Source organism: Hyphomicrobiales bacterium, assembly GCA_017642935.1.
Taxonomy (GTDB): domain Bacteria; phylum Pseudomonadota; class Alphaproteobacteria; order Rhizobiales; family MH13; genus MH13.
On the sequence record JAEPOK010000003.1, the window covers coordinates 286,151 to 309,181 of the forward strand.

The 23,031-nt window shown below is 60.2% G+C and carries 25 protein-coding genes, 1 tRNA gene and 1 pseudogene; 12 read left to right on the plus strand and 15 right to left on the minus strand.

Going from position 1 to position 23,031, the window contains the following annotated elements; translation table 11 throughout:
* Nucleotides 1–97: 97 nt before the first annotated feature.
* The 3 genes from JJ917_17610 to JJ917_17620 all read right to left on the minus strand — a co-directional run bounded on the left by JJ917_17610 (nt 98) and on the right by JJ917_17620 (nt 3,087).
* Complete coding sequence (locus JJ917_17610; GenBank protein MBO6700648.1) at nt 98–1,153, minus strand: DUF418 domain-containing protein; 1,056 nt, start codon at nt 1,151–1,153, stop codon at nt 98–100.
* 72 nt (nt 1,154–1,225) lie between these two features.
* Nucleotides 1,226–2,713 carry a hypothetical protein gene (locus JJ917_17615; protein ID MBO6700649.1) on the minus strand — a complete coding sequence of 496 codons (1,488 nt, stop codon included), beginning with the start codon at nt 2,711–2,713 and terminating at the stop codon, nt 1,226–1,228.
* The gene (locus JJ917_17620) at nt 2,710–3,087 is read right to left on the minus strand and encodes a hypothetical protein (protein MBO6700650.1); all 378 of its coding nucleotides are present in this window, start codon (nt 3,085–3,087) and stop codon (nt 2,710–2,712) included. The genes JJ917_17615 and JJ917_17620 overlap by 4 nt, the downstream gene beginning before the upstream one ends.
* A 240-nt stretch (nt 3,088–3,327) precedes the next feature.
* On the opposite strand from JJ917_17620, the gene JJ917_17625 reads away from it, so the two are divergent.
* Complete coding sequence (locus tag JJ917_17625) at nt 3,328–3,828, plus strand: N-acetyltransferase (protein ID MBO6700651.1); 501 nt, start codon at nt 3,328–3,330, stop codon at nt 3,826–3,828.
* A gap of 49 nt (nt 3,829–3,877) precedes the next feature.
* Here JJ917_17625 and JJ917_17630 read toward each other — a convergent pair whose 3' ends face one another.
* From JJ917_17630 to fabA, 4 genes are all read right to left on the minus strand, one after another.
* Entirely contained in the window at nt 3,878–4,723 is an 846-nt protein-coding gene (locus JJ917_17630; protein MBO6700652.1) for an SDR family oxidoreductase, read from the minus strand.
* Between the two features lie 104 nt (nt 4,724–4,827).
* Nucleotides 4,828–5,637 (minus strand): enoyl-ACP reductase FabI, encoded by an 810-nt coding sequence (fabI, locus tag JJ917_17635; protein ID MBO6700653.1) that lies wholly within the window; start codon nt 5,635–5,637, stop codon nt 4,828–4,830.
* 15 nt (nt 5,638–5,652) lie between these two features.
* Nucleotides 5,653–6,867: a beta-ketoacyl-ACP synthase I gene (fabB, locus tag JJ917_17640; protein MBO6700654.1), complete on the minus strand. Its 1,215-nt coding sequence runs from the start codon at nt 6,865–6,867 to the stop codon at nt 5,653–5,655.
* Nucleotides 6,868–6,920: 53 nt separating this feature from the next.
* A complete protein-coding gene (gene fabA, locus JJ917_17645) occupies nt 6,921–7,436 on the minus strand; it encodes a bifunctional 3-hydroxydecanoyl-ACP dehydratase/trans-2-decenoyl-ACP isomerase (protein MBO6700655.1) in 516 nt (171 codons plus the stop codon).
* 379 nt (nt 7,437–7,815) lie between these two features.
* On the opposite strand from fabA, the gene JJ917_17650 reads away from it, so the two are divergent.
* Nucleotides 7,816–8,229, plus strand: a complete 414-nt coding sequence (locus tag JJ917_17650; GenBank protein ID MBO6700656.1) for a transcriptional repressor — start codon at nt 7,816–7,818, stop codon at nt 8,227–8,229.
* Between the two features lie 22 nt (nt 8,230–8,251).
* On the opposite strand, the gene JJ917_17655 is transcribed toward JJ917_17650, so the two are convergent.
* Together JJ917_17655 and JJ917_17660 are read right to left on the minus strand one after the other, a co-directional pair.
* On the minus strand, nt 8,252–8,395 hold the full coding sequence (locus tag JJ917_17655; protein MBO6700657.1) for a hypothetical protein: 144 nt from the start codon (nt 8,393–8,395) through the stop codon (nt 8,252–8,254).
* A 93-nt stretch (nt 8,396–8,488) separates the two neighbouring features.
* Nucleotides 8,489–9,076: a hypothetical protein gene (locus JJ917_17660; protein ID MBO6700658.1), complete on the minus strand. Its 588-nt coding sequence runs from the start codon at nt 9,074–9,076 to the stop codon at nt 8,489–8,491.
* 162 nt (nt 9,077–9,238) lie between these two features.
* On the opposite strand from JJ917_17660, the gene JJ917_17665 reads away from it, so the two are divergent.
* A complete protein-coding gene (locus JJ917_17665) occupies nt 9,239–10,240 on the plus strand; it encodes a D-glycerate dehydrogenase (GenBank protein MBO6700659.1) in 1,002 nt (333 codons plus the stop codon).
* A gap of 274 nt (nt 10,241–10,514) precedes the next feature.
* Here JJ917_17665 and JJ917_17670 read toward each other — a convergent pair whose 3' ends face one another.
* Together JJ917_17670 and moeB are read right to left on the minus strand one after the other, a co-directional pair.
* The gene (locus JJ917_17670) at nt 10,515–10,997 is read right to left on the minus strand and encodes a hypothetical protein (GenBank protein ID MBO6700660.1); all 483 of its coding nucleotides are present in this window, start codon (nt 10,995–10,997) and stop codon (nt 10,515–10,517) included.
* Nucleotides 10,990–11,736, minus strand: a complete 747-nt coding sequence (moeB, locus tag JJ917_17675; GenBank protein MBO6700661.1) for a molybdopterin-synthase adenylyltransferase MoeB — start codon at nt 11,734–11,736, stop codon at nt 10,990–10,992. Before moeB ends, JJ917_17670 begins: the two co-directional genes overlap by 8 nt.
* 76 nt (nt 11,737–11,812) lie before the next feature.
* Here moeB and JJ917_17680 point away from each other — a divergent pair, with 76 nt between their 5' ends.
* The 7 genes from JJ917_17680 to JJ917_17710 are packed head-to-tail and all read left to right on the plus strand — an operon-like array spanning nt 11,813 to nt 18,083.
* Complete coding sequence (locus JJ917_17680) at nt 11,813–12,487, plus strand: phosphoribosylanthranilate isomerase (GenBank protein ID MBO6700662.1); 675 nt, start codon at nt 11,813–11,815, stop codon at nt 12,485–12,487.
* Nucleotides 12,484–13,722, plus strand: a complete 1,239-nt coding sequence (gene trpB / locus JJ917_17685; protein ID MBO6700663.1) for a tryptophan synthase subunit beta — start codon at nt 12,484–12,486, stop codon at nt 13,720–13,722. Before JJ917_17680 ends, trpB begins: the two co-directional genes overlap by 4 nt.
* 9 nt (nt 13,723–13,731) lie before the next feature.
* Nucleotides 13,732–14,148: an arsenate reductase (glutaredoxin) gene (gene arsC, locus JJ917_17690; protein MBO6700664.1), complete on the plus strand. Its 417-nt coding sequence runs from the start codon at nt 13,732–13,734 to the stop codon at nt 14,146–14,148.
* A complete protein-coding gene (locus JJ917_17695) occupies nt 14,145–14,858 on the plus strand; it encodes a flavodoxin family protein (protein MBO6700665.1) in 714 nt (237 codons plus the stop codon). The genes arsC and JJ917_17695 overlap by 4 nt, the downstream gene beginning before the upstream one ends.
* A complete protein-coding gene (locus JJ917_17700; GenBank protein ID MBO6700666.1) occupies nt 14,855–15,688 on the plus strand; it encodes a tryptophan synthase subunit alpha in 834 nt (277 codons plus the stop codon). The genes JJ917_17695 and JJ917_17700 overlap by 4 nt, the downstream gene beginning before the upstream one ends.
* Nucleotides 15,689–15,727: 39 nt before the next feature.
* Nucleotides 15,728–16,705, plus strand: coding sequence for an acetyl-CoA carboxylase carboxyltransferase subunit beta (locus JJ917_17705; GenBank protein ID MBO6700667.1), 978 nt, complete (start codon nt 15,728–15,730; stop codon nt 16,703–16,705).
* A gap of 37 nt (nt 16,706–16,742) precedes the next feature.
* Nucleotides 16,743–18,083, plus strand: coding sequence for a bifunctional folylpolyglutamate synthase/dihydrofolate synthase (locus JJ917_17710; protein ID MBO6700668.1), 1,341 nt, complete (start codon nt 16,743–16,745; stop codon nt 18,081–18,083).
* Nucleotides 18,084–18,180: 97 nt separating this feature from the next.
* On the opposite strand, the gene queG is transcribed toward JJ917_17710, so the two are convergent.
* On the minus strand, nt 18,181–19,242 hold the full coding sequence (gene queG, locus JJ917_17715; GenBank protein ID MBO6700669.1) for a tRNA epoxyqueuosine(34) reductase QueG: 1,062 nt from the start codon (nt 19,240–19,242) through the stop codon (nt 18,181–18,183).
* A complete protein-coding gene (locus JJ917_17720) occupies nt 19,223–19,909 on the minus strand; it encodes a glutathione S-transferase family protein (protein MBO6700670.1) in 687 nt (228 codons plus the stop codon). The genes queG and JJ917_17720 overlap by 20 nt, the downstream gene beginning before the upstream one ends.
* A gap of 215 nt (nt 19,910–20,124) precedes the next feature.
* On the opposite strand from JJ917_17720, the gene JJ917_17725 reads away from it, so the two are divergent.
* Nucleotides 20,125–20,931 (plus strand): undecaprenyl-diphosphate phosphatase, encoded by an 807-nt coding sequence (locus tag JJ917_17725; GenBank protein MBO6700671.1) that lies wholly within the window; start codon nt 20,125–20,127, stop codon nt 20,929–20,931.
* A gap of 65 nt (nt 20,932–20,996) precedes the next feature.
* On the opposite strand, the gene JJ917_17730 is transcribed toward JJ917_17725, so the two are convergent.
* Nucleotides 20,997–21,986, minus strand: a complete 990-nt coding sequence (locus JJ917_17730) for a complex I NDUFA9 subunit family protein (protein MBO6700672.1) — start codon at nt 21,984–21,986, stop codon at nt 20,997–20,999.
* A gap of 171 nt (nt 21,987–22,157) precedes the next feature.
* Between JJ917_17730 and JJ917_17735 the strand changes: the two genes are divergently transcribed.
* Nucleotides 22,158–22,244 (plus strand) — tRNA-Leu (locus tag JJ917_17735).
* A 228-nt stretch (nt 22,245–22,472) separates the two neighbouring features.
* On the opposite strand, the pseudogene JJ917_17740 reads toward JJ917_17735, so the two are convergent.
* Nucleotides 22,473–22,955, minus strand: a pseudogene (locus JJ917_17740) (transposase family protein).
* Nucleotides 22,956–23,031 lie beyond the last annotated feature (76 nt).

Consider the following 23,031-nt stretch of genomic DNA (forward strand, 5'->3'; position numbering starts at 1 on the left):
TGAACCGGCTCAAGATGCCGCGCCGAACAGGCCGCGTCAAAGCGCAATTGCAGGCGCCGGCGCCTGCTTTGTGGGCAGTGGCTCCGAGCCGTGGCCCCTACCCGGCCAAACGGCGCATCAGCATTTCCATCGGGCCGCGCTTCCAACGCCTGGACCACATCCAAGCAAACATCGCGGCGCCTAGGCAAAAAAGCACGGCAGCGGCGAACGCTGCCTCGGCGCTTTGGCCGCCGAGCATTCCCAGCGCCTCCAAGGTGCCCATGCCGAGCAGGATATGGGCGATATAGAGCGTGAGGGTCTGGCGGCCGGCGGGCGTGACCGCATCAAGAACACCGATTGCTTTGAGCGGTGCGGCTAAAACCAAGCAAAGCCCGATCACAGCCGATGCGAACCCACCGCCGGCCAGCATGTAGAGAGGAGCCGGCGGCACTGGGCTCGTGCCGACCAGGTCGAAAAGCTCAAACCATTCGCCAGTCAGACGTGATTGCAACGTCCAAGACAACGCCTCGGCAGCCAACCAGACCGCCAAGCCGCCAGCTATCAGAAGGCGTTGGGTTCGTGGCTTCGACAGGTCGCTCTTTGCGAGCAGAATGCCGAAAAGCAGAAAGGCAAGCCAAGGGATAACCGGATGCCAACCGTTGAAAAGGAGGTTTCGAACAAACCCGTCTGGCGTCCAAAACCCAGAATAAGTCAGCGTCTGCCAGTTCCAACCCGCATCATAGTCGAGCACGAAGACCAGCACCAAAAATCCGATGATCAAGACGGCGATAAGAGCCGCGAGCCATCGGCGCGGCAAGGGCAGGCAGAAAACACCAAGCGCGAAATAGACCGCGTAATAATGCAGGATGTCGGCATCGAAGATCAGGCTGTTGAGAAGGCCGATCACCATCAGAAAGGCCGACCGTCGCAAGGTAATGGCGACCAGCGGCTGTCCGGCTGCGCGTTGGTAGGCCAGGCCCAATCCAATGCCGGCCAGGACAACGAAGGTGGCCGCGGCCCGTCCTTCCAAGCTCCCGCCAATGGCACCGGCCCAGTCTGTGCTTTGGTCTGGCACACCCATGGCGATCTTAAAGTTGACGATCACCATGCCGACCAGAGCTAGGAACCGGGCAAGATCGAGACCTTCAAGACGGAGATGGTGGCTGGATGACACGGCGAGGCACTAAGTGAGGGGAACTAACCCTCGCTTAGCGCCTTGATCGTCTTCGGGCCAGTCCGTTCGGGACTAGGCAGCCAGTTTTTGGCGGGCGTCCTCGATCTCTGCCAGCAAGGTCTCGGCTTGTTCGAGCAGAGAACCCGCGCCCTGTTCAACCTGACCCATCTCCTCTTCGATCGCCTCAACCGCTGTGACCACCCCACCAAGTTCGCCCGAGACGCCCTTGGCGTTGTCCGAGGCACCATCCATGCTGGAGGCGATTTCGTTGGTGGCTGAGGATTGCTGGCTGACCACGGAGGCCAGATCGGCGAGCGTTTCGTTGATTTCGCCGATGACCTCGTGAATGCCGCCAAGCCCGTCGGCAGCGCCGGACGATGCCTCCTGAATCCCGGCAATTTGGCCGGAAATCTCTTCGGTGGCCCTGCCGGTTTGTTCGGCCAGAGATTTGACCTCCGAGGCAACGACGGCAAACCCGCGGCCGGCCTCGCCAGCGCGTGCGGCTTCAATTGTGGCGTTGAGCGCCAGCAGGTTGGTTTGCTCGGCGATGTCGGAGATCAGCTCGATCACGCGGTGAATGGCATCAGCACGCTCGACCAGAGACCGCACGGTGACCATCGCCGTTTCCGCGCTTTGCGCGCCGGATTGCGAGCGTTCGCGCGAAGCGTTGAGCCGTGTCGAGATCTCAGCGATGGACTGATCCAGTTCCACCGTTGTTGCCGCAACCGATGCAATGCGGTCAGCTGCTTGGCCGGCATTGGCCGTGATCTCCACGGCGCGACCTTTGCTCGACTGCGTCTTGTGGCCAACCGATTGAGCCGCGCCGCCCAATTGCTCAGCCGTTGCACGCAGATTGGAGATGACCGCCGAGGCGCGCTCCTGCAATTGATTGATCACGGCGGCGGACCGCTCGCGCAGCGCGCGTTCTTCTTCGGCGCGATCATTCAAGTCAGACGACAAGGCTGCTGCTTTGCCTTGCGCTTCGTTGGCTTCATCGACCGCCACTCTTGAGGCCCGCAGCGCAGCTTCCAACGCGTGGGTGAGGAACACCAACGCTGCCGTTTGCGCGATCAAGATCACCGCGTGAATGAGGACTCGGGCGAAGCTCATACCGTCAGGAAAAACCGCAAACGGCAGAAGGAAATTGAACGAGAGGTGATGCACAGCGGTGATCGCCGCCCCAATGACAATGGGACGCCAGTCGCACCACGCTGCCAGAATTGCCAGGCTGGCAAAGAAATACATGTGCATGTCGACCTGGTAGGCATGACCGGAGAAAGCCATGACCAGGAAGGCCACCTGCGCCATCACTGCGATGGCCGACAGGTCACGGGTCAGTTGCGCCGCACCGTATTTCCACCAGGAAGCGGTGGTTGCTGCGGCCAGCACAATCGCTGCTGGGATGAGAAACAGCGGCGCTTGATCGGTCACGAAAAGGACCGACACGGCGATGAGGCCAGCGTTCAACCAGATCAGAGGGATGAGAACGCGGGCAAACTGCGCACGCAGTCGAGCCAGAGCATCACCGCTCCCGATGGCAAGGGGGGAGGAATCGTTCATGGGTTTGGTCTCGTGATGGCGTTGGAAAAGGGTTGATTAAAACAGCCGGCCAAAAGCGCCGGATGGAGGAGGAACAGTGCGCCGGCGCCGCGAAGCGCTGCGCGGAAGTCGGATGGCGCCTGCGCGTTGCGTGGCGCCGCGACGGCCAACCAGGGATAGCGGCTCTGGCGCACCAGAACGCCATCGGCAGCGGCCACCACTTGCATCAGTCCCGATTGCCCCAGGCTCGGCGGAACGATGACGGCAAAGGACGCGCCCTCAGCCGGTCGCGAGGCGACGGCGCCAAGGCTAGCCACGAAAACGGCCAGCATGGCGCAGATCGCAAGTCGGTAGACCCAGCGCGATGGCTCGGGCCGGCTGGTTGCAGCAGACATCGATGGTGAGGCAAGGACCAAACAGGTGGCTCCGGGATGGGCAATGGCAGCAGAAGCTCTGGTATACGTAACGACACGTAAAGAACATGCTAATGCTCTGACCCCATCCGATCTAAGCGACTGAAAAACTACCCTTTTTACGTTAGGTCATGTTGTGACGAGTGCGTGGATGGCAGCCCGTTTTCGCGTCGAGCCCAAGCTGTCTCTTGCGAAGACCATGCGCCTGGGCGATGGGAAACGATGTCTGAGATCACTGTCCGACCGGCCATCGAGGCCGACCTGCCGGCCATTCTTGCAATCTACAATGACGCCGTCGCCAACACGACCGCCATCTGGAACGAGCATCTCAGTGATCTGGAGGGTCGCCGCGTCTGGTGGCTGGAACGGGTCCGTCAGGATTTCCCGGTGCTCGTCGCCGACCATGGCGGCGTCTGCGTTGGCTACGCGACCTACGGCCCGTTTCGCCCCAATGATGGGTACAAGCACAGTCGCGAGCTGTCGGTCTATGTTGATGCGGCGCAGCGTGGGCGCGGGATCGCCAGTCGGCTGATGGAAGCTCTTGAGGCCCATGCGCGCGAACAGGGCGTGCATGTGCTGGTCGGCGGTCTTGAGGCGAGCAATGAGGCCTCCCTCGCTTTGCATACCAAGCATGGGTACGAGCAGGTTGGGCACCTGAGGCAGGTGGGACGCAAGTTCGACAGCTGGCTTGATTTGGTGCTGATGCAGAAAGTGTTGGAGTGACGGTACCCGTCATCCCGCACGAACGCTCGCGTACGAGCCGGGATGACACTTAGGACCGCAACGCCGCCAATCCTTCACGATAGGTCGGGTAAAGCATCGGTCCAAAGGCCTGTTTGATCTTGGCGTTGGAGACACGCTTGTTCTCGCCATAGAAGGACCGTCCCATCGGCGATAGGTCAGCCTCGTCAAAAACGACCTCCGGCGGTGGCTCCACCCCTAGAAGCTCGGCGGCGTGCGCAATCACATCTTGCGGTGGGCCAGGCTCATCGTCGGTAACGTTGAAAACGCCGCCTGCATCTTGCTTGGCCGCCGCAGCGACAACGCGTCCGATATCGTCGACATGGATGCGGTTGAACACCTGGTCGGGTTTGACGATGCGGCGGGCGGTGCCGTCACGCACCTTATCCAGCGCCGATCGCCCAGGCCCGTAGATCCCGGCCAAACGAAAAACACCAACCTTGATTCCGGCAGACGCACCCAGCGCCAGCCAAGACTCTTCGGCGGCAACGCGCTGTTTGGAGCGCTTGCTTTGCGGATTGGTCGGTGTGTCTTCATCGACCCACGCGCCGTCATGATTGCCATAAACGCCGACGGTGGAAAGATACCCCGCCCATTGCAGATTGGCGGCGATTGCTAGGTCGCGCGTCGTCAGAAGCGGGTCACCTGCCTCGCCCGGTGCGGCCGACATGATGAGGTGAGTCGCAGACGCCAACGCTTGGTCCAGATCAGGACTGCGCTGGTTGCCGTCGAACAGAACGGCGTCCAGGCCGTTTGCTCGCAAGCGTTCGGCTTTTTCCGGCGTTCGACGCGTGACCGTCAGGCTCTCAAGATCGCCATCAAGCGCGGCATGGATGGCTTTGGAAGAATAGCCATAGCCGATGATCAGCAGGCGCACGGTCGCAGAGCGTTTCGCGTTTGACTTGAATTGCAATTCGCTGCCTCTCTCTTCGGTCGAACGCGATTTGCAATAAGACTGCGTCAAATTAAACGCAAAACGCTTTACTCAGCCGTGGGCAAGGTCTTCAGCGCTTCGAGGCGGGGCATGGAAATGGTGTTGTAGCCAGAATCCACATAGTGAACTTCGCCTGTCACGCCGCTTCCAAGATCAGAAAGCAGGTAAATGCCTGCACCGCCCACCTCATCCAGTGTCACAGTGCGGCCAAGAGGGGCGTGCTGTTTCTGGAAGTTGAACATCAACCGGGCATCGGCAACGCCAGCGCCAGCCAACGTGCGCATCGGGCCAGCAGAGATGGCATTGACGCGGATCGCGTCCCGACCGAAATCGGTGGCGAGATATCGCACAGAGGCTTCCAGAGCCGCCTTGGCGACGCCCATGACGTTGTAGTTGGGCATGACACGCTGCGAGCCATCATAGGTGAGCGTGACCATCGACCCACCATCGGTCATCAGATCTGCGGCGCGCTTCGCCGTTTCGACAAACGAGAAGCACGAGATCGTCATGGTGCGGTTGAAGTTTTCGCGGCTCGTGTCCGCGAAGCGACCCGTCAATTCGTTCTTGTCGGAAAACGCCACAGCGTGGACGAAGAAATCGATGCTGCCCCACTCTGACTTCAACGTGTCGAAAGCTGCATCCACCGACGCGATGTCTTCCACATCGCAATCCATGACGATCGATGACCCGACACTTTCAGCCAATGGGCGCACCCGTCGTTCCATCGACGGCCCCTGATGGGTGAAGGCCAGTTCCGCGCCATGGTCGGCCAGCATCTTGGCGATGCCCCAGGCAATCGAGTGATTGTTGGCGACGCCCATGATGAGGCCGCGCTTGCCAGCCATAAGCTGTGTCATGACAGATACTCCGGCTTACGCGTCAGGGTGCTTGAAAACGAGCGTGCAGTTGGTGCCGCCAAACCCGAAGGAGTTGGAAAGCGCCACGGCGACTTTCTTGTCCTGGCGTTCGAGCGCAATCGGCAGATCGGCGACATCGGGATCGAGTTCGTCGATATGGGCGCTCTCGCAGATGAAATCATTGTTCATCATCAACAGCGAGTAGATCGCTTCCTGCACGCCCGTCGCCCCAAGCGAGTGACCAGTCAGCGATTTGGTGGCCGAGATCGTCGGTACGTTGGACCCAAAGACCTCGCGAATGGCCTTGGCCTCGGTGACATCGCCCACCGGCGTCGAGGTGCCGTGCGGGTTGATGTAGTCGATGGGCATATCGACGGTTTCCAGCGCTTGACGCATGCAGCGCACAGCCCCTTCGCCCGACGGCGCCACCATGTCGTGGCCATCGGACGTCGCGCCATAACCGATCAACTCAGCGTAGATTTTGGCGCCACGCGCCTTGGCGGTTTCATAGTCTTCGAGCACCAGCACGCCAGCGCCACCGGCAATCACAAAGCCGTCGCGATCCTTGTCATAGGCCCGCGAGGCGCGCGAGGGCGTGTCGTTGAACTTGGACGACATGGCGCCCATCGCATCGAACAGGACCGAGAGCGTCCAGTCGAGATCTTCACAGCCGCCAGCAAACACGCGGTCCTGCTTGCCCCACTGGATCATTTCCATCGCATTGCCAATGCAGTGGGCCGAGGTCGAGCAAGCCGATGAGATGGAGTAGTTGACGCCCTTGATTTTGAAGAAAGTCGCAAGTGTTGCCGAGGCGGTGGAGGACATCGCTTTGGGCACGGCGAACGGGCCGACGCGTTTAGGCCCTTTTTCGCGGGTGATATCAGCCGATTCCACGATCACTTTGGTCGAAGGCCCGCCGGAACCCATGATGATGCCGGTGCGCGGGTTGGAGACCTCTTCAGGCGCAAGACCAGCATCGGCAATCGCCTGATCCATAGCTATGTGGTTCCAGGCTGTGCCGCCGCCATGGAAGCGCATGTTGCGGCGATCCACCAAGCTTTCGACATCGACCGTCGGCATGCCGTGCACCTGGCAGCGGAAGCCAAGATCGACATAGTCCTGGGCGGTATCGATGCCCGATTTGGCTGTGCGCAGGCTTTCGAGCACCTCATCGGTGGTGTTGCCAATGGAGGACACAATGCCCATCCCGGTGACGACGACACGCCGCATGGCGATCTCCTCAAATCTTGAACGCGGATACCCGCTTGGTCAGGCAGCTAGGGTTAGCTGGCCTCATCTTCAAAAAGACCCACGCGCATACCCTGCACAGTGAAGATGGTCTCTCCGTCAGCTTTCACCCAGCCATCGGCAATGGCAAGCTTTAGCCGTGAGCGCATCACCCGCTTCATGTCGACGCCATACTCAACCGTTTTGACGCTGGGTTGAACCTGGCCGGTGAACTTTACCTCGCCCACGCCTAAAGCACGACCGCGGCCCTTTTCGCCAAGCCAACCCAGGTAAAAGCCAGTCAGTTGCCACAGCGCATCCAGGCCCAGACAACCCGGCATCACCGGATCACCGATAAAGTGGCATTTGAAGAACCAAAGGTCGGGGTTCACGTCCAACTCGGCGAGAACATGACCCTTATCGTTGGCGCCGCCTTCTTCACTGATCGAGGTGATGCGATCAAACATGAGCATCGGCGGCGCGGGCAGTTGCGCATTGCCGGGGCCGAACATTTTGCCTTCGGCGCATTCGATCAGTTGATCATAGGTCAGAGAAGAGGGGCGGTCGGACATGGAGAGCTCCCAATAAAACAGCGGCGCAAAAAGAATGGTTCTGCCGACTGTTCGGTGTTTTTGCAGCGGGTGGTATCAGTTTAGGGCCGCAAAACAAGCCCCCGCGTTGATCGGGCCAGTCAACGCCTCGCACCGCCGATCAGGTTCACCATTATGCGAATGATTTGCAAAAAGTGCGCTGCAAAGTTCTCGGAAGGCCCGCATTACCTTGACCTCCGCGCCTGAAACCGGCACATAAAGGGCCGTTCGGCACGCTTGAGTAAATAGGCTTTGGTGCGCCGCACAGAATGGTTTCAAGCGGCAGTTGGACAAGCCACCGCGCCAAAGGTTTGCAATAAACAGCATGACGGCCCCGATGGACAGCACCACACCTTCGCAGATGGACGCCACAACGGCGACCACCGCCAAGCTTCGTGCCGCTGGACTTCGGCCGACACGCCAACGCGTTTCATTGGCCGCGATCCTTTTCGATGGCGAGGATCGTCACGTTTCTGCGGAATGGCTGTACGATGTGGCCAAGCAGTCTGGTGCCGACGTGTCCCTGGCAACAGTCTACAACACGCTGCACCAGTTCACCGCCGCCGGCCTGCTGCGTGAGATCACGGTGGATTCGACCCGCACCTATTTCGACACCAATATCGGTGATCACCACCACATGTTCTTGGAGCATGAGGACAAGGTGATCGATGTGCCGTCCAATGCCGTTTCGGTGAACCGCCTGCCGGAAATTCCCGAGGGCATGGAGTTGGTGAGCGTTGATGTTTTGGTCCGCGTACGGCCAAAAACGAGCTAGTCAGCAACCGGCCCGTTAGACTTTAGCCCGAGCCGGGCAAATCCACTTCGATTTGAACATCCGGCTCTGAGCCAGGAAGCCAGCCATTGGTGTAGGCTACAGCTGCGCCCGCCAAGACGACGACCAAGATACCGGCGACAAACCAGCCTGCATTGTTCGATTTCATAATCGACCCGCTTTCGCATTGAAGACTGTGCTCCCGAGACTGGAAGCTTACTGTCCTAAACGCGCAGGCGCGACGATGGTTCCATCCATCGGATTAGTTGGCCTCAAACGCCTCATCGGGATAGGCGCCCCAGAGGGATGTCTGGCGCACAAACCCGCGCCAATCGAGCTGCGGGTTGGCAGAACTCACCTCGCACCAGTCGCCATCGCATTCGATAATTTCAGCCAAAACGCCGGGCTGTAGCAGGAAGCGTGTGCTTGCATCGGGATCCGGTGCACGGCGCGCAGGGATCGGGTCACCGTCACTCCAAGGCGCGATGACAGCGGTGCGACGTCCGGTTAGCAGATCGTGTCGAATCCAGCCTTCATCGCCTTCCATGTCGCGGATTTTGCGCCAGTTGCCGAACTCGGCGGTGATCTCGACCGGCAGACCGGCGCGCACAAAGGTCCAGCGGATGTCATAGGCGCCACCCGGGCCGACTCGCACATTGGCTTCATTGGGACGGATGGAAACAAAGCGCGGCAGCGGAAAGCCGGTCACCGGCCCGACCGTCACGCCGTTCTGGATCGCCGGCGCCTGCGCGTTGGCGGGAGCGACGGACGCCAGCCCTGCCCAAAGGGCTGTGGCTAGGACGAGGGCAAGCGGCTGTGTGAAACTTTTGATGCGGATTGGACAGGACATTGTGCGCTGCGATAAGCCTTGAGAGACGCGGGTTGGTTGGCTGGCCATTGGTTTGGCTGGACAACATGGGTCGCGTACGGTTGTTAGGGCCGATACTTGGCGCAGCAGCGTTAATTTTGGGTCAAAACGCGTCGGCGAGCCGGCATGAAAAGGTGAATGCAGATGGTGAAGACGAAACCTCAAATCGTGGTCACGCGGAAGCTGCCCGATGTGGTTGAGACCCGGATGCGCGAGCTTTTCGATGCCAAACTAAACACCGATGACCGGCCAATGACCCAGGCTGAGCTGGTGGAAGCGGCGCGCACCGCCGATGTGCTGGTGCCGACGGTGACCGACAAGATCGATGCTGGCGTGCTGGCCCAGGCTGGACCGAAGCTAAAAATGATCGCCCAATTCGGGGCAGGCGTGGACAATATCGACGTTGATGCTGCCAACAATCGCTCGATCATCGTCACCAACACGCCCGGTGTTTTGACCGAAGACACCGCCGACATGACCATGGCGCTGATGCTTGCTGTCCCACGCCGCCTGAAAGAGGGTGCGCGCTATTTGGTGGACAATGCGGAAAACTGGGAAGGCTGGTCGCCAACCTGGATGCTCGGCCATCGGATCTGGGGCAAACGGCTCGGCATTGTCGGCATGGGGCGGATCGGTCAGGCCGTTGCCCGCCGCGCGAAAGCCTTCGGGCTTGCGATCCACTATCACAATCGGCGACGCGTTGCGCCGGGCATCGAAGAAGAGCTCGAGGCGACCTATTGGGAGTCGCTCGACCAGATGCTGGCGCGCATGGATGTTGTGTCGGTCCATTGTCCGCACACACCGGCAACGTTCCACCTGCTTTCAGCCCGCCGCCTCAAATTGATGAAGCCGACGGCGTTCATCGTGAACACGGCGCGCGGCGAGATCATCGATGAAGCGGCGCTGATCCGTATGCTGGAATCCGATCAACTCGCCGGTGCCGGGCTCGACGTCTTTGAGCACGAGCCCTCGGCTGATCCGAAGCTCATCAAGCTGGCGCGCGACAACAAGGTAGTGCTGCTCCCACACATGGGTTCGGCCACCATCGAAAGCCGCATCGATATGGGTGAGAAGGTGATCATCAACATCCGCACCTTCGCCGACGGGCACCGCCCGCCAGATCGTGTGCTGCCGAGCATGTTGTAAGAAACTCACGTTCCGCATTGGTTGCTGGGCGGTGGTCCGTTTACTTCCGCTCTACGCCTTCGGCTCAACCTCCATCCTTGTTTGCTCTGCGCCTCCGGCTCAACCTCCATCCTTGTTTGCTCTGCGCCTCCGACGCAACCGCGGGTGCCCGCCAGATCGTGTGTTGCCGAGCAGATTTAAGGTGATCGTCAACTGCCGTCGCCGGTTTTGATACAGCGTTGTGCGGACCAGTGGCACTGGATCCTCGGGTCAAGCCCGAGGATGACCATCGCATTCAGTCGCTGGTGGTATCCGCCAACAACCACACCATTCGGTCGATGAACCACAGCTTTCCGCCGAGAGTCATCACCAGGCCAAGCAAAGTGGCCCACAGGTCCAACGTCCATAGGCCGTAGATCAGCGGCACAAGACCTACCCCCGCCACAACAGACAGGCCGATTCCCCAGCGCAGATGGTGCTCCGAGATGGGATTGGTCTTGCGAGCCAGGAACACCCGCTCGCCTAGCACGCCCTTGGATTCCCAGCGGTCCAACGTTTCGGGTTCCGGAAAGGCGCGCGGATTGATGAACGTCCAGACAATAATCGCGGCTATCGGTAGCAGGCACCACCAACCGATCCAGAGGCGCGACCAAATGGCCAAAGCCAGCAAAGGCAAGATGATGAGGCGCGTCCAGAAGCTCCAAGGGTTGGCATGGCGCGCCCAGGTGCGATCGTCCATACCCATCAACTGCTCAGCTTTGGCGAACAGATCAGCCATAGGCGATCTCTTCAAAGCGCATCGTCAACGCGTTGACCAATAGCAGCCGGCCAAGCAGCGGCTCACCGGCACCGGTGATCAGCTTGATTGCTTCCATGGCCTGCATGGTGCCGAGCATGCCCGTCAGAGCGCCGATCACGCCAACTTCCGCGCAGGTCGGCAAGGAACCGGGCGCCGGAGGGTTGGGAAAAAGATCGGCGAAGCGTGGATAAGGGTGGCCATCATCCCTGGTCCTGTGCGGTGCAAGGACCGTCAGCGACCCCTCCCAAACCGAGACTGCACCGGTGACAAGTGGAACACCAAGAATTTCACACGCGGCGGCAACATGGGCCCGGGTTTCAAAACTGTCCGATCCATCAACAACCACATCGGCGCCTTGCAACAGGTTGGATGCGTTGTCTGATGACAATCGCGTCTGATGTTTGATCAGCGCGACGTGCGGGTTTACCGCCTGGAGGGCGTCGGCTGCGCTTTCCACCTTCGGATCACCCACTCGCGCCGTCGGATGGATGACCTGGCGTTGCAGATTGGAGAGCGCGATGCTGTCATCATCGATAAGGGTCAATGTCCCGACCCCTGCCGCCGCCAGATACAGCAGACAGGGTGCGCCAAGCCCCCCTGCCCCGATGACGGCGACATGGGCTGCCTTCAGTTTCTGCTGGCCCGGTCCGCCCACATCGCGGATCACCAGATGCCTGGCGTAGCGCTCGATCTCAGTTTGCGAGAGTGTTTCGTCCATGGCCCGTCTTAACCCCCTACCGTTTTGCCGTCACCTCACGCTTGCCCCGGCGCGTCCGCACCGCTAGATCACCGCGATGCCTTCTGTTGACGTTAAAATCTGCGGGTTGAGCGAGCCGGAAACGCTGGAAACAGCACTTGCCGCCGGCGCTGATATGGTCGGGTTCGTCAATTTCCAAAAAAGCCCTCGCCACGTCGAGCTTTCGCGAATGGAATCGCTTGCCACCATGGCGCGCGGACGGGCGCAGATCGTCATCCTGACTGTCAACGCAACAGACGCGCATTTGGGTGCACTCAACGAGGTCGTCAAACCAGACTGGTGGCAATTGCATGGCAGCGAGGAAGCGGCGCGGGTTGAAGCTATTCGCACGCAATTTGGTCGCCCGGTGATGAAAGCCGTCGGCATCGGATCGGCCGAGGACGTCGTTTCGGCCAACACCTTTGTCGGCGTTGCCGACAGGCTGCTGCTTGACGCCAAACCGCCGAAAGACGCGACGCGTCCTGGGGGGCTCGGTGTGACATTCGACTGGGCTTTGCTGGATTCGGTTGACCGCTCGCAGCCCTTCATGCTTTCCGGTGGTCTGACGCCCGCGACAGTGGGCGATGCCATAAAGGCCACCGGCGCCAGTGGCGTCGACGTCTCTTCCGGCGTTGAAAGCGCGCCAGGCCACAAAGACGCCGCCCTAATTGAACAGTTTATCGCCGCCGCCAAAGCGGCCACACCCGATTTGACGATGAGGACCAGCGCTTGACCCCACCGACCGCGCAGCCCAACTCCTTCCGCACTGGACCCGACGAGGCCGGCCATTTCGGTATCTTTGGCGGGCGCTTTGTCGCCGAAACGCTGATGCCTCTGATCCTCGACCTGGAGCAGGCCTATGAGGACGCCAAGGCGGACCCGAATTTCCAAACAGAGCTGGATGGCCTCAACGCCACCTATGCCGGCCGACCGTCGCCGCTTTATTTCGCCGAGCGCCTGACCGAGGAGCTGGGCGGAGCAAAAATTTACTTCAAGCGCGACGAGTTGAACCACACCGGCAGCCACAAGATCAACAATTGCCTTGGCCAGATCCTGCTGGCCCGCCGCATGGGCAAAACACGGATCATCGCCGAGACCGGTGCCGGGCAACATGGTGTGGCAACGGCCACCGTTTGCGCGCGCTTCGGGCTGAAATGCGTCGTCTATATGGGCGCCACCGATGTGGAACGACAGGCACCCAATGTCTTTCGCATGAAGCTTCTGGGCGCCGAGGTCATCCCAGTGACCGCCGGCGCAGGTACGCTAAAGGACGCGATGAATGAAGCGCTGCGCGATTGGGTCGCCACCGTTGATGAAACCTACTATTTGATCGGCACCGCCGCTGGCCCCCACCCCTACCCGATGCTGGTGCGCGATTTTCAATCGGTGATCGGCAAGGAAACCCGCGGCCAGATGCTTGAGGTGGAAGGGCGTTTGCCGGATGCGGCGGTGGCCTGCGTTGGCGGTGGTTCGAACGCCATCGGGCTCTTCCACCCGTTCCTCGACGACACCGATGTTCAACTGATCGGCGTCGAAGCCGGTGGTCATGGCGTGGACGTTGAAAACGGCCATGCAGCATCGCTCTCCGGAGGTCGCCCCGGCGTGCTCCACGGCAACCGAACCTTCCTGCTTCAGGATGAGGATGGTCAGATTTTGGAAGGCCACTCGATCTCAGCCGGGCTCGACTATCCTGGCATCGGGCCAGAGCATTCCTGGCTGAAAGACATTGGCCGGGTGGAGTATGTGCCGGTGACGGACAGCGAAGCGCTGGAAGCCTTTAAACTGCTGTCGCGTACCGAAGGCATCCTGCCAGCACTGGAGCCTGCCCATGCGCTCGCCCATGTCGCCAAAATCGCGCCGACCATGGGCAAGGATCAGATCCTGGTGATGAATCTCTGCGGGCGCGGCGACAAAGACGTGCACACCGTTGCGCAGGCATTGGAAGCCCAGGACACGGCGCGGCAGTAGGCCTTCGGCATGACCATCACGATCTACCACAACCCAAAATGCGGCACCTCGCGCAACACGCTGGCAATGATCCACGCGTCGGGCGAAGAGCCAGAGGTGATCGAGTATCTGAAAAACCCACCGAGCCGCGACACGCTTGTCAGCCTCATCCAGGCGACTGGACTTTCGGTTCGTGAGGTCCTGCGCAAAAAGGGCACGCCCTATGAGGAGCTCGGGCTCGATGATCCGGACCTCACCGATGACCAGTTGTTGGATGCGATGGTCGCGCATCCGATTTTGATGAACCGACCTATCGTCGTGACACCGCTTGGCGCGGTGCTCGCCCGCCCATCGGAAAAAGTCTTGGAGGTTCTGCCGAACGCGCAGGCCGTTGGAACGTTCACCAAAGAAGATGGTGAAACGATCTCCAAGAAAGGCTATTCATGACCGACTATTCTGACCTCAATGCCCTGTTCATCAACACGACGCTGAAAAGCACAAACCAGGGCGATAGCCACACCGAAAAACTGATGCGCAATTCCATGGCGATCATGGAGAAGGCCGGCGTCGGCGTCTCCATGATCCGCGCCGCCGACCATGCCATCGCCTTCGGCATCTATCCCGACATGCGCGAGCATGGCGCCGACCATGATGACTGGCCAGACCATATCTGGCCAAAGGTGTGCGAGGCGGACATCCTGGTGATTGGAACGCCACTTTGGCTGGGGGAAGAATCCTCGATCTGCCGGGTGATCATCGAGCGGCTCTACGCCCATTCGGGCCAGCAGAACGACAAGGGCCAGGGCATTTTTTACGGCAAAACAGGCGGTTGCATCATCACCGGCAATGAGGATGGAGTGAAGCACGCTGCGATGACTTTGCTCTACGCCATGCAGCATGTCGGCTACACCATTCCGCCGCAGGCCGATTGCGGTTGGATTGGCGAAGTTGGCCCGGGCGCCTCTTACGGCGATGATGGCGCGGGCTATGACAATGATTTCACGAAGAAAAACACAACCTTTATGACCTGGAACCTGATCCATATGGCGCGGATGCTGAAAGATGCCGGCGGCATCCCGGCGCACGGCAATCAGGTTCCCCAATGGAATGATGGCGAGCGGTTTGGCCATCCCGACTTATCAGAAAGCTCTGTATGACAACGCGTATCGAAAGCCGGTTTGCCGCCCTCAAGGCCGAAGGCCGCCCGGCGCTCATGACCTATGTGATGGGCGGTGACCCGGACCTTGAAACCTCGCTGGGGATCATGAAGGCGCTCTCCACCTGGGGCGCCGACCTCATCGAACTCGGCATGCCGTTTTCTGACCCCATGGCCGATGGCCCCTCAATCCAAGCGGCGGCGCGACGCTCGTTGCACGGCGGCCAAACCTTGGCCAAGACGCTGAAGCTGGTCGAGCAATTTCGCGAGGTCGATCAGGAAACGCCGATTATTTTGATGGGCTACTACAATCCCATCTACATCTATGGTGTGGAGGCGTTTTTGACGGAGGCCCTGCGGGTCGGCGTGGATGGGCTGATCGTGGTCGATCTGCCGCCAGAAACCGACGACGAGCTATGCCTGCCGGCGCTTGAGGCGGGCCTCAACTTTGTGCGCCTTGCCACCCCGACGACCGACGATAGACGACTGCCAGCGGTTTTGAAGAACACGTCGGGCTTCGTCTATTACGTAGCCATTAAAGGTATCACCGGGACGGCAAGCGCCGATCCGGCGCAGGTTGAAACCGCCGTCACCCGTATCAAGGGTCACACCGATCTGCCTGTTGCCGTTGGTTTCGGCATCAAAACACCCGACGATGCGGCGCGCATTGGCGCGGTGGCCGACGGTGTGGTTGTTGGATCGGCATTGGTGGATGCCGTCGCCGGAAGCCTTGATGAGGATGGCAAGGCCACCGATATGACGATAAAAGCGGTGACGGAAATGACCGCGCAACTGGCTGGCGGCGTGCGCCGCGCAGCGAAAACGGCCTAGTACCCAAGCGGTCTAAGCCCTTTTAGGAGACCTCTCCCCGTGAACTGGATCGACAATGTCGTGCGGCCAAAGATCCGCACCCTGTTTGCCTCTTCGAGCCAAACGCCGGAAAATCTTTGGATCAAGTGTCCGGAAACGGGTGAGATGGTGTTCCACCGCGACCTTGAGAACAATGATTGGGTCGTGCCGAACTCCGGTCACCACATGCGCATGCCGATCCGCCGTCGCTTGGAACGGCTGTTCGATGAGGCGCAGTTCGAGCTGATCGAAACGCCGGATGTGGCCGCTGATCCGTTGAAGTTTCGTGATGAGCGCAAATACACCGACCGCATCCGCGATGCGCGCGGCAAGACCAATGAGCAGGATGCCTTTCTGGTGGCGGCTGGCACCATTCACGCTCAGCCTGTGGTGGTCGCGGCGCAGAACTTTGCCTTTATGGGCGGTTCGCTCGGCATGGCCGCAGGCGAAGCGTTCATCAAGGCCGCCGAAGTCGCGGTCGAGCGCGGCCGTCCTCTGATCCTGTTTGCCGCGTCTGGCGGAGCGCGCATGCAAGAGGGCATTCTCTCGCTCATGCAGCTGCCGCGCACGACCGTTGCCGTGCAGCGCGTCAAGGAAGCGGGCCTGCCCTATATCGTGGTGCTCACCAATCCCACCACCGGCGGTGTTACGGCATCTTACGCCATGCTGGGCGACATCCATATCGCCGAGCCGGGCGCGCTGATTGGTTTCGCTGGCCCCCGCGTGATTGAGCAGACCATCCGGGAAAAACTGCCCGAAGGATTCCAACGTTCGGAATATCTCCTGGAGCATGGCATGCTCGATATGGTGGTGACCCGCCAGGAGATGCGCGACACGCTGGCTCGTTTGGTTGATCTCTTCATGAACCCTGTATCGTTGCCAGCACTGGCGGCGCCCGAAGAACCAGTCGAAGACGCCGTACCCGCCGATGAGCCGGCTTCTCCTGAGGCTCCCGCAATGACGGACGGCGAACCGCAGCGCGAAGCTCAGCCTGCATGATCGGCAGACAAGGAACCAACTGGTGAACGATCCGGTTATGCCCAACACGGGCGGGCAAACGTCGACCGAAAAGGTCGATGTGCTCGACCTGCTGCACCGTTTCACGACGCTGCACCCGCGCGCCTGGGACCTAGGTCTGGAGCGGCTTGCCCGTCTCCTGAACGATCTGGGCAACCCGCATCTGCGTTTGCCGCCGGTGGTGCATGTGGCAGGTACCAACGGCAAAGGCTCCACAATCGCCTTCATGCGCGCGATGCTGGAAGCCGACGCCCGCAGCGCCCACGTCTACACCTCGCCCCATCTGGTGCGTTTCAATGAGCGGATCCGCATCGGCGCGCCTGGCGACGGCCAGTTCGTATCGGATGCAGCGCTGACTGAGACTCTGCTGCGCTGCGAACGGGTGAATGCCGGTCAGCCGATCACGTTCTTTGAAGCGACGACGGCAGCTGCCATGGCGCTGTTTGCGCAGCATCCGGCGGATGCGACTCTGCTTGAAGTCGGTCTAGGCGGACGGCTTGATGCGACCAACGTGGTTGAAACGCCGCACATCTGCGTCATCACGCCGATCTCCATGGATCATATGAGCTTCCTTGGTGACACGCTGGAAAAGATCGCCGCAGAAAAGGCTGGCATCTTGAAGCGAGACGTCACGGCCGTGATCGGCCCGCAGGAACCAGCCGCACTTGAGGTTATCCGGGCCGCCTCGCAACGGGTCGGCGCACCGCTTGTTGTCCATGGCCAAGATTACATGGCCTATGAGGAGCATGGGCGTCTGGTGTATCAAGACGCGTTCGGATTGCTCGATTTGCCGCTGCCGCGCCTGCCAGGACGCCATCAGATCATCAATGCAGGGCTGGCGCTCGCGGCCATGCGGCACAGCCAGTTCGAGCTTCCTGACCAGGCCTTTGAAACGGCGATGAGCACCGTAACCTGGCCGGCGCGTTTGCAGAAGCTCACCGGTGATCTGGCGGCGCTTGCCCCCTCATGCGATGTCTGGCTCGATGGCGGACACAATGCTGGTGGTGGCCAGGCGCTGGCAGAGGCGATGGCTGATCTGGAAGATCGCGTGCCACGCCCACTTTTTCTCGTGGCAGGCATGCTGCGCACCAAAGATGCCTCCAGCTTTTTTGAACCATTCGGCGGGTTGGCGCGGCAGGTGATCGCCATTCCGATCCCTGGGCACGAAAAGAGCTATGACACGGTAAGCCTTGCCTCGTCGGCTGCGGAAGGCGGCACTTTCGCCGCGATCAGCCCGAGCCTGGAAGATGCATTGCAGGAGATCGAATCCGCCTCAGACGAGCCTTGTCGTGTGCTGATCTGCGGCTCACTCTATCTGGCCGGTTACGCGCTGAAGGCGGATGGTTCGGAGCCTGTTTGACTCCACTCGGGCGTTGTCCCTAGCCTGACCCGGGATCGCAGCCAAGCGCAGTTGTTCACGGCGATCAAGGACAGCTTTTGGCTTCCGGGACGACGTTTCAGGTATTGATGCTTTCTCGCAACTCCGCCCTTGCCCACTCCGCGGCATCGCGAACAATGTCAGACGGATCGTCTTGAAGCGCTGCGACGCGTGGCACGAGGCTTGGATCATCGCTGTTGCCAGCAGCGATCAGGCAATTGCGGATGAACCGGTCTCGCCCAATGCGTTTGATCGGTGAGCCGGAAAAAAACTGTCGAAACGACGCGTCATCAAGCGTCAAAAGATCGGCGAGCTTGGGAGCCTTGAGGTCTTCACGCGCCTTGAGCTTGGCTTCGCGTGCCGTGCCAGCGAACTTGTTCCAAGGACAGACCGCCAAACAATCATCACAGCCATAGATGCGGTTGCCCATGGCCTTGCGGAACTCCTCCGGGATCGGCCCCTTGTGCTCGATGGTGAGGTAGGAGATGCAGCGCCGCGCATCCAATTGGTAGGGCGCGGGAAAGGCGTTGGTCGGGCAGATGTCCAGACACCGCGTGCACGAGCCGCAATGGTCGCTCTCTGGGGCATCATCGGGCAGATCAAGCGTCGTAAAGATCGCGCCCAAGAACAGCCATGAGCCATGCTCGCGCGAGACCAGATTGGTGTGCTTGCCCTGCCAACCAAGCCCGGCTGCCTCAGCCAGCGGCTTTTCCATAACGGGAGCGGTATCGACGAAGACCTTCACCCCACCTCCCAGTTTGGAGACGATTTTTGAGGCCAGGGTTTTCAGGCGGCCCTTGATAACATCGTGATAGTCGCGATTGCGCGCATAGACAGAAATCGTTCCGGTGTCGCCTTTGTCCAAAGTGCCCATTGGGTCGGTGTCCGGTGCATAGGACAGTCCGAGCATGATGATCGCCCTTGCCTCTGGCCAGAGCGCGCGCGGATGGCCACGCCTTTCTAACGTCTCTTCCATCCACCCCATCGTGCCATGCCGGCCGAGTGTGACGAACCGCTCTAGGCGCGGACGCAGATCATTAATCCGGTCGGCATGGGTGATAGCGCAGATGTCAAACCCGACATCCACGGCAGCCCTGCGGACAAATTCGGTTTGTTTGGAACTAGAAGTCCGGGTCGTCATAATGCGCCGGTGGTATCACACCGCTGATGCGCTCCTCCAGAAGCGGCGCAAAGGACGGGCGTGATTTCACCCGTGCGTACCAAAGCTTGGCCGACTCGCGGTCTTTCCAGGCGACCTCACCAAGATAATCCAGCGACGACAGCGCGGCGGCAAAGGCAAGATCGGCCAGTGTCAAACGTTCGCCTGCCAGCCAATCGCGGCTAGCCAAGACATGGCCGAGATAGTCCAGATGCCAACCCAGATTGTCCCGGGCAATGCGCATGGCGGCGGTGTCCGGCGGCCCACCGCCAAGATCGGCGGGAATGCCCCGTTTCTGCGCCTTTTCATGGACAAGAACGCCGGTGACATCATGCTCCATGAGCACCAGGGCCCAATCCATGAGACGGCGAACCTCGGCGCGGGCGGCGATGTCAGCTGGCATATAGGGTGCGCCACGATCCTCGCGTGCCTCGGTCAGATAGCCGGTGATCGGACCGGCACCAACAACCACCAAATCCTCATCTGTCTTCAACACTGGGACGGTGGCAGCCGGATTGAGCGTTAGAAACGCGCGCCGCCGCTCCCACACCTTTTCCTGTTCCAAATGCACCGCTTCTGCGAACTCGGCCAGAACCAAACGCACAAAGCGCGAAGATGCATCCAGCGGTAGGTGGTAAAGCGTCGTCATGATGCCGTCATGGTTGCAATGGATGGGAAACACGTCAAAAGGAGCCCGAGCGGGTCTGACGAGACCTGATGGCCAAACCAAGGCGCTTGTTGAATCAGGTGTGCATCGTATAGGCACGGCGCAGTGCCGTCTCAAGTCGAGCAGCGTTTTCTTTCTGCCTCCTGTTTAACAGGCAGCGCCCACCGATGGCGGTGTGTTTCTTATCTGGACTTTTCATGACCCTTGAGACGTTTTTCCAAGCCCTTTTCCTCGGCCTGTTGGAAGGGCTGACGGAGTTCATTCCCGTCTCCTCGACCGGTCATATTCTGCTAGCTGGCCACTTCCTGGGGTTCGAGAATGAAGGGCGCCTATTCGAGGTTCTGATCCAACTTGGCGCGATCCTTGCCGTGTTCTCGATCTACACCGCCAAGCTCCTGCAGATCGCTGCTGAACTGCCGACAAACCCGAGGGCGCGACGCTTCGTGGCCGGTATCGTTTTGGCGTTCTTGCCTGCGGCCGTGGTCGGCGCAACCTTCCATGAGCTGATCAAAACGGTGCTTTTCGAGACCCCTGCCCTCGTCTGCACGACGCTGATCATCGGCGGCATCATTTTGCTCATCGTTGATCGCATGGACTTGCAGCCACGCTACACCGATGTGATGGACTATCCGCTGTCGCTCTGCCTGAAGATCGGTCTGTTTCAGGTTTTGGCCTTGATTCCAGGCGTGTCGCGATCGGGGGCGACGATTGTCGGCTCGCTGCTCATGGGCACGGACAAACGCTCAGCCGCCGAGTTCACGTTTTTTCTCGCCATGCCGACCATGGCCGGCGCGTTCGCTTTCGATCTCTTTCAAAACCGCGACATCGTTACAAGCGAGGGATTAGCGGTTGTGGCCGTCGGGTTCGTCGCCGCTTTTGTGATGGCGGTGATCGTGGTGCGGTGGGTGCTCGACTATGTCAGCCAGCACGGCTTTGCGCTTTTTGCCTGGTGGCGAATCATAGTCGGATCGCTTGGTTTCTTGGGGCTGGCGCTGCTCGGGTAGCGATCGTTACTCGTGTCATCCCGGACGGCAAAGCCGATCCGGGATCTGCGACCGTCGTGTCTCAGTCAGGGCTTCGCACCCAGCGCCGCATACTGCCCATGCTTGCGGTAGCGCCAGAGATAGGTCGGAATGATCGCATCAATCGCCGCCGGGTTAAGTCCAAGGCCGGTCAGCGTGCGGCCTTCTTTGTCGGCTTGATCCGACACCACATTGTCGGTCGCGAGCATCTTCACCTGATCGACGGTCAAGACCGGGTTTGGCATGATTTCAAAAACCTTGGCCTGCAGTTCGGCAACGCGTTCCGGCATGGCGATGATTGGGCGTTTGCGGTCGATGACTTTGAGCATGCGCTCCATCAGGCCTTCAAACGTATCGACCTCCGGTCCGCCAAGTTCATAGGTCGCACCCGGCGTTGCGCCGCCATCGACGGCAAGGGCCACAGCGTCGGCGACATCCCCAACATAGACCGGCTGGAAACGCGTTTGCGGGCCAACCACCGGCAAAATCGGAGAGAAGCGTGCAATGTTGGCAAACCGGTTGAAGAACTCATCCTCCGGACCGAACACGATCGATGGGCGCATGATGATCGCTTCGGGGATGGCGGCGCGGACCGCCTTTTCGCCCAGCGCTTTGGAGCGGGCGTATTGAGCTTCGGACTCTTCGTCGGCCCCGATCGCAGAGACGTGCACTAAGTTGGTGATGCCAGCCTTTTTGCAAGCCTGCGCGATCAACCCAGGGCCTTCGGCCTGGACTTTCGCAAAGCTTTGCTTGCCGCTTTCGTGCAGAATGCCGACCAGATTCACGACCGCGTCGGCACCATCAACGGCGCGATCCACCGACCAGCTGTAACGAAGATTAGCCTGGATCGCGTGCACTTGACCAACCGCACCCATCGGCTGGGTGTGACCGGCAAGATCAGGGCGGCGCACCGCCACGCGCACGCGGTAGCCGCGTTTGGCCAGCTCGCGCACGATGTAGCGTCCGAGAAAACCAGAGCCGCCAAACACGGTAACGAGTTTGCCGTTCAGCCCTGCATTGCCGGGGGTGTCAGCCATGACGCAAAATGTCCTTTGTGGGTCGCCTTTGGCGGTGATGTAGCCTGCGCTGCGGGCCATGCGCAAGCAGGTGATTGGTCTCACGCCCAAGCTGCGCACCAATCCTTTCGAAGGGGCCGTTGACAGGACCGCGCGCCAGCCGTAATGCAACGCCCTCGACCCTAACCACCGGCCCAGGTGGCGGAATTGGTAGACGCGCTGGCTTCAGGTGCCAGTGATCGCAAGATCGTGGAAGTTCGAGTCTTCTCCTGGGCACCACTTTTCAAATCAAGGGCCTTTTGACCCCCTAACGCTTTGAAAGGCAACGACAAAGTTGCGGTTCTAGCACCCTCATTACGGGTGTAGGCGAGGGGTTCGGTGAAGACCATTTTAAGCACTGCTCGACGTAGGGCGATATGGCCTGTATCCCAGAGTGTCCGTCGTCAGGGTTTTTGGGAGCGATGGTTGCTCAGCTTAAGCGAGAGATCAGCTCATCTGTTTTTGATGTTATGCGGCTTGGTTGCGGTATTGCAAACGCCTCTGTTTGAACGTGTTTCGTTTGATCCTTTCGCGTTCGAGTAGAATGGTCTGGCCACGTCCGAAGTAGACGTCGGCCGGTGTCAGTTTTTCCAGGCTCTCGTGGTATCGACGGTGATTGTAGTGCTCGACGAAGCGCTCGATGTTGGCTTTGAGATCACCAGGCAGGAAGTAGTTTTCCAGCAATATGCGGTTCTTCAGGGTCTGGTGCCAACGCTCGATTTTGCCCTGCGTCTGTGGGTGGTATGGAGCGCCACGGACGTGACTCATGTTCTGCGACCCCAACCAATCGGCCAGTTCCTCGGAGACGTAACTGGCACCGTTGTCCGAGAGCAGGCGAGGCTTGTGGCGAACGGCAACCTGATCACAGCCCGAAGCCTGCAATGCCAGTTCCAGCGTGTCGGTGACGTCGCTTGCCTTCATTGTGGTGCACAGTTTCCAGGCCACAACGTAAGCTTTGGGGCGAAGATGCCGAAGCGGCGGCCTTGCGCCAGTCCCGATGGCGCGATTTCGAGGCGGCTGCCTTCGT